The sequence below is a fragment of the Kribbella sp. genome (assembly GCF_035687465.1).
In the GTDB taxonomy this organism is placed as follows: Bacteria; Actinomycetota; Actinomycetes; order Propionibacteriales; family Kribbellaceae; genus Kribbella.
This window is the reverse complement of the sequence record NZ_DASRXP010000710.1, coordinates 1-10,484: the sequence shown is the minus strand read 5'-3', so window position 1 is coordinate 10,484 and position 10,484 is coordinate 1. Positions and strand designations below refer to the sequence as shown.

General features: G+C 68.0%; 10 protein-coding genes. 9 read left to right on the top strand and 1 reads right to left on the bottom strand.

Going from position 1 to position 10,484, the window contains the following annotated elements:
- From VFG33_RS38775 to VFG33_RS38745, 7 genes are all read left to right on the top strand, one after another.
- On the top strand, nucleotides 1–753 hold a 753-nt coding region (locus VFG33_RS38775), incomplete at its 5' end, for a bifunctional ornithine acetyltransferase/N-acetylglutamate synthase (protein WP_325058027.1).
- Complete coding sequence (gene argB / locus VFG33_RS38770; RefSeq protein ID WP_325058026.1) at nucleotides 750–1,643, top strand: acetylglutamate kinase; 894 nt, start codon at nucleotides 750–752, stop codon at nucleotides 1,641–1,643. The genes VFG33_RS38775 and argB, both read left to right, overlap by 4 nt.
- Complete coding sequence (locus VFG33_RS38765) at nucleotides 1,640–2,848, top strand: acetylornithine transaminase (RefSeq protein ID WP_325058025.1); 1,209 nt, start codon at nucleotides 1,640–1,642, stop codon at nucleotides 2,846–2,848. The genes argB and VFG33_RS38765 overlap by 4 nt, the downstream gene beginning before the upstream one ends.
- Nucleotides 2,845–3,777, top strand: coding sequence for an ornithine carbamoyltransferase (gene argF, locus VFG33_RS38760; RefSeq protein ID WP_325058024.1), 933 nt, complete (start codon nucleotides 2,845–2,847; stop codon nucleotides 3,775–3,777). Before VFG33_RS38765 ends, argF begins: the two co-directional genes overlap by 4 nt.
- Nucleotides 3,774–4,295 carry an arginine repressor gene (locus VFG33_RS38755; RefSeq protein ID WP_325058023.1) on the top strand — a complete coding sequence of 174 codons (522 nt, stop codon included), beginning with the start codon at nucleotides 3,774–3,776 and terminating at the stop codon, nucleotides 4,293–4,295. Before argF ends, VFG33_RS38755 begins: the two co-directional genes overlap by 4 nt.
- Nucleotides 4,296–4,436: 141 nt before the next feature.
- Complete coding sequence (gene argH, locus VFG33_RS38750) at nucleotides 4,437–5,852, top strand: argininosuccinate lyase (RefSeq protein WP_325058022.1); 1,416 nt, start codon at nucleotides 4,437–4,439, stop codon at nucleotides 5,850–5,852.
- A gap of 3 nt (nucleotides 5,853–5,855) precedes the next feature.
- Nucleotides 5,856–6,476 (top strand): DNA-3-methyladenine glycosylase, encoded by a 621-nt coding sequence (locus VFG33_RS38745; RefSeq protein ID WP_325058021.1) that lies wholly within the window; start codon nucleotides 5,856–5,858, stop codon nucleotides 6,474–6,476.
- Here the strand turns inward: VFG33_RS38745 and VFG33_RS38740 are convergent.
- Nucleotides 6,473–7,432 (bottom strand): LLM class flavin-dependent oxidoreductase, encoded by a 960-nt coding sequence (locus VFG33_RS38740; protein WP_325058020.1) that lies wholly within the window; start codon nucleotides 7,430–7,432, stop codon nucleotides 6,473–6,475. The two genes, VFG33_RS38745 and VFG33_RS38740, sit on opposite strands and share 4 nt — an antisense overlap.
- 76 nt (nucleotides 7,433–7,508) lie before the next feature.
- Here VFG33_RS38740 and VFG33_RS38735 point away from each other — a divergent pair, with 76 nt between their 5' ends.
- Together VFG33_RS38735 and tyrS are read left to right on the top strand one after the other, a co-directional pair.
- Nucleotides 7,509–8,546 carry an App1 family protein phosphatidate phosphatase gene (locus tag VFG33_RS38735; RefSeq protein WP_325058019.1) on the top strand — a complete coding sequence of 346 codons (1,038 nt, stop codon included), beginning with the start codon at nucleotides 7,509–7,511 and terminating at the stop codon, nucleotides 8,544–8,546.
- 61 nt (nucleotides 8,547–8,607) lie between these two features.
- A complete protein-coding gene (tyrS, locus tag VFG33_RS38730) occupies nucleotides 8,608–9,912 on the top strand; it encodes a tyrosine--tRNA ligase (protein ID WP_325058018.1) in 1,305 nt (434 codons plus the stop codon).
- The last annotated feature ends 572 nt before the right edge of the window (nucleotides 9,913–10,484 follow it).

The window sequence follows — 10,484 nt, the reverse complement described above, 5'->3', positions numbered from 1 at the left end:
TCGGATGGTCTCGCAGCTGCGACCGCTGTGATGACGACCGACAAGGTGCCGAAGCAGGCGGTCCTCACGCATCCGGACGGCTGGAGCATCGGCGGCTTCGCCAAGGGCGCGGGCATGTGCGCGCCGAACATGGCGACCATGCTCTCCGTCATCACCACGGACGCGGCACTCGATCAGCCGCACCTCGACCACGCACTGCGGAACGCGGTCGGCAAGACCTTCAACCGGCTGGACGTCGACGGTGGTACGTCGACCAACGACACCGTGCTCCTGCTCAGCTCAGGAGCCTCGGGAGTGACCGTCGCGCCGGACGCGTTCGAAGAGGCGCTCACGGCCCTGGCTGCTGACCTGGTGAAGCAGTTACAGGCCGACGCGGAGGGCGCTACCAAGTACGTCAGCATCACCGTGCAGAACGCGGCCACCGAGACCGAGGCGATCGCCGCCGCCAAGGTCGTTGCCGAGGACAACCTCTGCAAGACCGCCTTCTTCGCCTCCGACCCGAACTGGGGCCGGATCGCGATGGCCGTCGGTAACGCACCGACCGCCTTCGACCCGTCCCTGCTGGACATCACGCTCAACGGCGCGGCCATCTGTGTGGCCGGCGGCAAGGGGGTCGACCGGTCCGAGGCCGACCTGAGCGGCCCGGAGATCGAGGTTGTGATCGACCTGCATGCGGGGACCGCCTCGGCGACCGTGCTGACCACGGACCTGTCGCACGCGTACGTCGAAGAGAACTCGGCGTACTCCTCATGACCCTGACCCCGGCAAGGACGCAGGCGAGCGCGGTCGAGAAGGCCGCGGTGCTGACCGAGGCACTGCCTTGGCTGAAGGAGTTCCACGGCAAGACGATCGTGGTCAAGTACGGCGGCAACGCGATGGTGGACGACGAGCTCAAGCAGGCGTTCGCGTCCGACATCGTCTTTCTCCGGCACTGCGGTGTCCGGGTCGTCGTCGTCCACGGCGGCGGTCCGCAGATCAGCGACATGCTGGCCCGGCTCGGGATCGACAGCGAGTTCCGCGGTGGGCTGCGGGTGACCACGCCCGAGGCGATGGACGTGGTCGGCATGGTGCTGGTCGGCAAGGTCGGCCGCGAGCTGGTCGGGCTGCTGAACGCGCACGGCCCGTTCGCCGTCGGCATGTCCGGCGAGGACGCGGGCCTGTTCACCGCGGAGCGGCGCGGCGCGATGATCGACGGGGAGTCCGTCGACATCGGCCTGGTCGGCGACGTGGTCGATGTCCGGCCCGAGGCCGTGATCGACCTGATCGACGCGGGCCGGATCCCGGTGGTGTCGACGATCGCCCCCGACGAGGACGGCCAGGCGCACAACATCAATGCAGACACGGCCGCCTCCGCGTTGGCGGTGGCGCTGGGCGCGTCGAAGCTCGTAGTACTGACTGATGTGGCCGGGCTGTACCGGAACTGGCCCGAGAGCGACGAGATCGTCACCCAGATCGACGCCGCCGAGTTGGCCGAACTGCTGCCGTCGCTCGCGTCCGGGATGGTGCCGAAGATGGAGGCCTGCCTGCGGGCGGTCCAGTCCGGCGTCTCCCGGGCCACCGTGATCGACGGCCGGGTGCCGCACTCGTTGCTGCTCGAGATCTTCACCGACGCCGGAAGTGGGACCCAGGTGATTCCGTCATGACCGAACTGCTGACCGTCGAGGGCACCCAGTCCGCGCTCACCGAGCGGTACTCGAACGCACTGATGAACACGTTCGGCGCACCCAAGCGCGTGCTGGTCCGCGGTGAGGGCGCCTACCTCTGGGACGCCGACGGCCGCAAGTACCTCGACCTGCTCGGTGGGCTCGCGGTGAACTCCCTCGGCCACGCGCACCCGTTCGTGGTGTCGGCGGTGACCAGCCAGCTCGCCACCCTCGGGCACGTGTCGAACTTCTTCGCCTCGGCCCCGCAGATCGCGCTGGCCGAGAAGCTGCTGTCGCTTTTCGATGCCCCTGGCAAGGTGTTCTTCACGAACTCCGGCACCGAGGCCAACGAGGCCGCCTTCAAGATCACCCGGAAGACCGGCCGGACCAAGATCATCTCGACCATCGGCGCCTTCCACGGCCGCACGATGGGCGCCCTCGCGATCACCTGGAAGCCGGCGTACCGCGAAGAGTTCGCCCCGCTGCCCGGCGACGTCACCTTCGTCCCGTACGGCGATGCGGCCGCGCTCGCCGCCGCGGTGGACGACGAGACGGCAGCTGTGGTTCTCGAGCCGATCCAGGGGGAGAACGGGGTGGTCGTCCCGCCGGACGGCTACCTCGAGGCGGCTCGGCGGATCACCTCCGAGCACGGCGCCTTGCTGTGGATCGACGAGATCCAGACCGGCGTCGGGCGGACCGGCGACTGGTTCGCGCACTTCCCGTCCGGGATCCTCCCCGACCTGGTGACGGTGGCCAAGGGGCTCGGCGCGGGCATTCCTATTGGTGCGTGCCTCGGGTTCGGCGCGGCTGCCGAGCTGCTGCAGCCGGGGAACCACGGCACGACCTTCGGCGGTAATCCGGTCGCCTCGATCGCCGGCCTCGCAGTACTGACGGTGATCGAACGGGACGGCCTGCTCGCCAACGTGACGGCGGTCGGCAACCACCTCGCCTCCGCGATCGAGGCACTGGACCACCCGTTGATCGAGGGGGTCCGGGGTCGCGGCTTGCTGCTTGCGATCAAGCTGACCCGGCCGGTGTCGGACCAGGTCACCGCGCTCGCGCTCGAAGCCGGCTTCGTGGTGAACAACCCGATCCCCGACGCGATTCGGCTGGCGCCGCCGTACATCCTGAGCAAGGCTGACGCTGACAGTTTTGTCGCGGCCCTGCCGGGACTGCTCGACGCTTGCGTTTTGGAGGATGCGTGACGAGGCACTTTCTGCGCGACGACGACCTCAGCCCGGTCGAGCAGGACGAGGTTTTGACGCTGGCCCAGCAGCTGGTCACGGACCGGTTCGGGCACAAGCCGCTGGCCGGGCCGCAGACGGTCGCGGTGATCTTCGACAAGACCTCCACCCGGACCCGGATCTCGTTCGCCGTCGGCATCGCCGAACTCGGCGGCGTACCGCTGATCATCGACGCGCAGAGCTCCCAGATGGGCCGCGGCGAGCCGATCGCGGACACTGCCCGGGTCCTCGATCGGCAGGTTGGCGCGATCGTCTGGCGGACCTCGGGACAGGTCAGGATCGAGGAGATGGCCGGCGCGTCGAACGTGCCGGTGATCAATGCGTTGACGGACGAGTTCCACCCGTGTCAGATCCTCGCGGACCTGCTCACTGTCCGGCAGCACAAGGGGTCGACGGCCGGGCTGAAGCTCGTGTACCTCGGCGACGGCGCGAACAACCTGGCGCACTCGTATCTGCTCGGTGGAGCGACGGCCGGTATGCACGTGGTCGTTGCCTCGCCCGCCGACTACCAGCCCGACGCCACTGTGCTCGCGAAGGCTGGTGAGATCGGCGCAGCCACGGGTGGTTCGGCTGCTTGGACGTCAGATGCCTTGGAGGCCGTGGCCGGCGCGGATGTCGTTGCCACCGACACCTGGGTGTCGATGGGGCAGGAGGGTGAGGCTTCGTTGCGTGAGGCGCCCTTCGTCCCGTATGCGGTGACAGAGCAACTGTTGTCGAAGGCAAACAACGATGCGATCGTGCTGCACTGCCTGCCGGCCTACCGCGGCAAGGAGATCGAGGCGGCGGTGATCGACGGACCCCAGTCGGTCGTCTGGGACGAAGCGGAGAACCGGCTGCACGCGCAGAAGGCCCTGCTGTCCTGGCTGCTGGCGAGGAACTTCGCCTCATGAGTCTCGCGGTACCGACCACCAAGACCGCCCGGCAGCAGCGCATCGTCGACCTGCTCGGACGGCAGCCAGTGCGATCCCAGACCGAACTCGCGGACCTGCTGGCGGCGGCCGGCCTGGTCGTCGGACAGGCCACGCTGTCCCGCGACCTGGTGGAGATCGGCGCGGTCAAGGTCCGCGACTCGGCCGGCCAACTGGTCTACGCAGTACCAGGCGAAGGCGGCGACCGTACGCCGCGCGCCGGCGAAGCAGCAGCCTTCGAAGCCAGACTGGCACGGGTGGCATCCGAGCTACTCGTCTCGGCAGAGGGCAGCGCCAACCTGGTCATCCTGAGAACCCCGCCGGGTGCGGCCCAGTACTTCGCGTCGGCAATCGACCACGTAGGCCTGGACGACGTACTCGGCACCATCGCAGGCGACGACACCGTCATGGTCGTCTCCCGAAACCCCACCGGCGGCGAAGCCTTGGCCACCAGATTCCTCAACCTAGCAGCCCGCACAGACCCCAAACCCGAGGTCTAGGGTCGGTAGCGGCGAGCGCCAGCGAAGCCGCACCGTGGGCACCACCTCAACAACTACTGCCTCCTGTAGCCGCGACACCAACCCAGACGCGGCACCTACCTGGCGCACCGTAGTACCAAAGCCTTCTGAGAGGATCGGAAAATGACCACCGGAGAGAGCGCGGCTCTGTGGGGCGGCCGGTTCGCGGGCGGCCCGGCTGACGCCCTGGCGGCGCTGAGCAAGTCGACCCAGTTCGACTGGCGCCTCGCGCCGTACGACATCGCCGGCTCCAAGGCCCACGCCAAGGTCCTCCACCGCGCCGGCCTCCTCACCGACGACGACCTGACCAAGATGCTCCAGGGACTCGACGACCTGCTGGCCGACGTCATGATCGGCACCTTCCTCCCAGCGGAAACCGACGAAGACGTCCACACCGCACTCGAGCGCGGCCTCCTCGACCGCCTCGGCAACGAACTAGGCGGCCGCCTCCGCGCCGGCCGGTCCCGCAACGACCAGGTCGCCACCCTCTTCAAGAGCTTCCTCCGCGACCACGGCCGCATCATCAGCCGCCTCGTCCTCGACCAGGTGACCACCCTCGCCGAGCAGGCCGAGAAACACCTCGGCGTCGCGATGCCCGGCCGGACCCACCTCCAGCACGCCCAGCCCGTCCTCCTCTCGCATCACCTGCTGGCTCACGCCTGGCCGCTGATCCGCGATCTCGACCGGCTCGCCGAGTGGGACGCGAGGGTCGCCGCCGACTCGCCGTACGGTTCAGGCGCCCTGGCGGGCTCCTCGCTCGGCCTGGATCCGCAGTTCGTCGCGACCGAACTCGGCTTCACGAACTCGTCGCCGAACTCGATCGACGGGACGGCCGCGCGCGACTTCGTCGCCGAGTTCGCCTACATCACCGCGCAGGTCGGCATCGACCTGTCCCGCCAGGCCGAAGAGGTGATCCTCTGGGCGACCAAGGAGTTCGGTTTCGTCGAACTGGACGACGCCTACTCGACCGGCTCGAGCATCATGCCGCAGAAGAAGAACCCGGACATCGCCGAGCTGGCGCGCGGCAAGTCCGGCCGGCTGATCGGCAACCTGACCGGCCTGCTCGCGACGCTGAAGGCGCAGCCGCTGGCGTACAACCGCGACCTGCAGGAGGACAAGGAACCGGTCTTCGACTCGGTCGACACCCTCGAGGTCCTGCTGCCCGCGTTCACCGGCATGATCCGGACCCTGCGGTTCAACACTGAGCGACTCGAAGACCTGGCACCGCAGGGGTTCTCCCTGGCGACCGACATCGCCGAGTGGCTCGTCCGGCAGAAGGTGCCGTTCCGGGTCGCACACGAGCTCGCCGGAGCTTGCGTACAGGCTTGTGAGAAGCGTGGGATCGAACTGTGGGATCTCTCCGACGAGGACCTCGCGACGATCTCGCCGCTGCTGACCCCGGAGGTCCGCTCGGTCCTCAGCGTCGAGGGCTCCATCGCCTCCCGCAACGGCCGCGGCGGCACCGCCCGCGACCGCGTCGCCGACCAACTGACCGAACTCCAAACCCGCACGGCCACCTACGCAGCCCGCCTCACCTAGGGCATGCCTGTACGTCGTGCGCTCCTGGCTGACCTGGTGCTCGAAGTGGCGCCTAGGCTGCTCGGCATGGTGCTCCGCAGCACCACCGCGGACGGCACGGTCGCCGTGCGTCTCACCGAGGTCGAGGCGTACGACGGCCCGAGCGATCCCGGCTCGCACGCGTACCGCGGTGAGACCGCACGGAATGCCGTGATGTTCGGCCCACCCGGGCACCTCTACGTCTATTTCACCTACGGCATGCACTTCTGCATGAACATCAGCGCGGGTCCCGACGGCCGACCATCGGCCGTCCTTCTCCGCGCCGGCGAGATCATCGAAGGCGTGGACCTGGCCCGCACCCGCCGCCACCCCACCAACGGCAAAAGAACCACAGATCGAGACCTAGCTCGCGGCCCGGCTCGGATGTGCGTTGCCCTCGGCATCGATCGGGAAGCCAACGGCGCGAACCTCCTGGCCCGCACCTCACCCATCCAGCTCCTCCCTGGCCCCGGCTTCGACGGCGAACCCTCCACCGGCCCCCGAGTCGGCCTCCGCGAAGCAGCCGACCGCCCCTGGCGCTTCTGGATCCCCAACGACCCGACCGTCTCCCCCTACCGCCCCCACGTCCCCAAACGCCGCTCCTAGCGGTTGGCTAGTTCGAGGACGTAGTCGAGCTGGGGGAGGCCGTATTCGACCTCGGGGTCCGGGAACAAGCCGATGTGGTGCGCACCCGCGGCCTCCAGCGCCTCGATGTGCGCGGCCGCGTCGTCGAGGGTGCCGATCGGGCCGAGCTCGATCCACCAGTCCGTCGGCATCGTGACGAGCCCGTCGACCCCCAACTCGGCGTACCGGCTGATCAGGTCGTCGTAGAACGGCAGTGCCGCGAGCCCTGGGTTCTTCTGCTCGATCAGCCCGGCCAGCCACGGCGCGGTCCACTCGTACGCCGTCTTGCGGTCGCTCCGCACGCAGAACGCACTGAACACGGCGACCACGAAACCCTCCGGTGACCCCGCCTGCGCCACGGCGGCTCGTACGTTGGACGGGCTGGCGGGCTCCGCGAGCACGACACCACCGGCGACGCGTCCGGCGAGCGCGAGCGACTTCGGACCGCGCACTCCGAGCAGGAGCGGCGGTGCCTCAGCCGGCGGCGCTTCGAGCTTCACATCGCGGAGGTGGACCGTCTTGCCCTCCATCGTCACGCTCTCTCCGGCGAGCAGCCGGGTGACCGCGACCGTCACCTCCTCCAGGGCCGTCAGCGGTGACTTCGGCCGGACGGCCATCTGCTCCATCCACTCCTGGACCCCGTGGCCGATGCCGGGCAGGAACCGCCCGGGAGCCAGCGCGCAGAGGGTGGCGATCTCCATCGCGGTGACGGCAGCGGTCCGCACCACCGCGGGCAGAATGCCGAGCCCCACGGTGAGCCGGTCCGTGACGGCCAGCGCGGCGGCCGCCAGCGACGGCCCCGAGGTGAAGAAGCAGTCCTCGATCACCCACAGTTCGTCCGCGCCACCGGCCTCCAGCCGGCGGGCGACGTCCGTCACCAGGGCGGCGGGGAAGGTCCGCGGGAAGCACATCCCGAGTCCAGCAGAAGTCTGAGTCATATCGAGACCGTAAAGGTCTGCACCGACAGTCGTCGTCGGTAGGCGTACGAGCCCCTCCGCCGGGTAGGTTTCGAGCATGGGCCGTCCGCACTACTCCTCCCGGCTGGAGGACTGGTTCAACCTCGGGGTGCAGACCATCTTGCGCCGCCGCGGCTGGCGGGAACGGATCATCCCGCACGTGGGCTACGGCACCCAGCAGTTCACCCGGGTGCTCGCCCGCGTCGTGCTCAGCCGCGACCCGCGGATGCAGCCCCGGCAGGACGAGGACCAGGTGGTTCGCGGGTGGCGGGTCTTCGTCACGGCGCCGGCCACGAAGGTGGCGGTCTCGGTCACTGTCGCGGGTCAGAGCTTCGAGGGGCTCACCGACCGCGGGGGATTCATCGACCTCACGGTGCCGGTGGTGCTGCCGCCTGGCTGGCACGAGATCAGCCTGGGTGTGCACGGCGACCGGCAGGCTCGCGGCAAGGTGTTCGTGCCCGACCCCGACGCGACGTTCGGGCTGGTCAGCGACATCGACGACACGGTGATGTTGACGATGCTGCCGCGACCGCTGATCGCAGCCTGGAACACCTTCGTCCGGGACGAGCAGGCCCGGCGGGTAGTGCCGGGCATGGCCCAGATGTACGCCGAACTCCTCGCGGACCACCCTGGTGCGCCGATCTTCTACCTCTCCACCGGAGCCTGGAACACGGCCCCGAACCTGACCCGCTTCCTAGCCCGGCACGGTTACCCCGCCGGCCCGATGCTGCTCACCGACTGGGGGCCGACGAACACCGGCTGGTTCCGCAGCGGGCGCGAGCACAAGCGGACTGCCTTGCGCCGGCTGGCGACGGAGTTCCCGAACGTGCGCTGGGTGCTGGTAGGCGACGACGGCCAGCACGACCCACAGCTGTACGGCGACTTCGCCCAGACCCACCCGGACCACGTACGGGCCATCGGTATCCGCCAACTGACCCCCGCCGAGCAGGTGCTGTCCCACGGTCTGCCGGTCCCGAACCAGGACCCGGGCGCGCACGATCCACACCGCCCAACAGCCGCCACGGTGCACGGCCCCGACGGCCACGCCCTCGTCGCTCAACTCCGCGCCGTCCTATCCAGGCCCGAGGCCAGCTAGGAACGCACTAGACGCTACTGGCAGGCTTGTGGTTGATCCGCGACGTACAAGGAGAGACCAAGTGACCGACAGCGGGACCGCAAGCCGCACCCAGGTGCTCGACGACCTCGAGAGCCGTGGCCTGATCGCGCACTCCACCGATCCGGACGCCCTGCGTGCCGCGATGGCAGCCGGACCGATCACCTCGTACGTCGGTTTCGACCCGACCGCACCGAGTCTCCACATGGGGAACCTGCTGCAACTCCTCACCCTGCGGCGGCTGCAGTTGGCCGGCCACAACCCGATCGGGCTCGTCGGTGGAGCCACCGGGCTGATCGGTGACCCCAAGGAGTCCTCCGAGCGGGTGCTGAACCCCAAGGACGTCGTCCAGCAGTGGGTGGAACTGGTCCGCAGCCAGGTGGAACGGTTCGTGGATTTCGACACGTCCCTGCCCAACCCGGCACGCATCGTGAACAACTACGACTGGACCAAGGACCTCAACACGCTCGATTTCCTCCGGGACATCGGCAAGCACTTCCCGGTGAACCGGATGCTCGGCAGGGAAGTGGTGAAGGCCCGTCTCGAGCAGGGGATCAGCTACACGGAGTTCAGCTACGTCCTCCTGCAGTCGCTGGACTACCTGGAGCTCTACCGGCGCCACGGGTGCACGCTGCAGACCGGTGGCAGTGATCAGTGGGGCAACCTCACTGCCGGCGTCGAGCTGATCAGGCGGGCGGAGGGTGGCAAGGCGCACGCGCTGGCGACGCCTCTGGTGACGAAGGCGGACGGGACCAAGTTCGGCAAGACCGAGACGGGGACCGTGTGGCTGGACCGGGAGCTCACTTCGCCGTACGCGTTCTACCAGTTCTGGTTCAACACGGACGACCGCGACGTGATGCAGCTGGTGCGGTTCTACACGTTCCGCACTGCGGACGAGATCGCTGAGTTGGAGCAGGCGACCCTGGAACGTCCGTTCGCCCGCGAGGCACAACGTGTGCTCGCGGAGGACGTGACAACGCTGGTGCACGGCGAAGAGGAGACTCGACGCGTGCAGGAGGCCTCCAAGGCTCTCTTCGGCCAGGGCGAGCTCGCCGCCCTCAACGGCGAGACACTGGTGGCCGCGCTCCGGGAAGCACCACACGTCGAGCTCGCTGCCGGTGAACCGATGCCCACATACGGCGACCTGTTGGTGAAGGCTGGCCTGGTCGCCAGCAAGTCGGCCGCGCGGAGGACTGTCGCCGAGGGCGGGGGATACCTGAACAACGCGAAGGTCAGCGATGCCGAGTACGTGCCCGGCGCCGATGACCTGCTGCCGGGCGGTGCCCTGGTCCTGCGGCGTGGGAAGCGTTCCTTTGCAGGGGTTCTGGCTTCGCCGGCCAAGGTCTGATGCAGGGTCCGCGGTACCGGGCTTCGGGGTGGTGGCCTATCCCACAAGGCCGATGCCGAGGGCAAATTACAGCCGTGTGACTCTGCCCACCGGGAACCGATTTGACCCGCTACCTGCCAGCCACGTACTGTTCTTCTTGTTGGAGCGAGTGCGGGACGCGGAAGCGGCCGGACGCTCCGAACCCCCAAAGACTAACGCTGTCGATACTTGCCATCGGGTAAGGGTCGGCCCACTTGACACGGGGTGATGGTCAGAAAAATCGGGTCTTGACTCGGTGGATCTGGTCCGGTAGAGTAACGCAGGTTGCCCCGGAGTCCTGGCCGAAAGGTTACGGACGCGGTGTGCGTCCGATTCTTGAGAACTCAACAGCGTGCCGAAAGTCAATGCCGAAATATGTAGTATCCCCGTTCACGGCATTGGATGATTTCTTTTTCCCGGGTCTCTTCGAGATTTTGGGTGTTGGGTTGTCTGTTGTTCGTGGCGGATTCCTTTGAAGATTAATGATTCAAGTCAGTTTGATTGTTTCTGAGATATCAAAGGATCACTCAATGTAGTCTGTTCTCTGCGCCCTT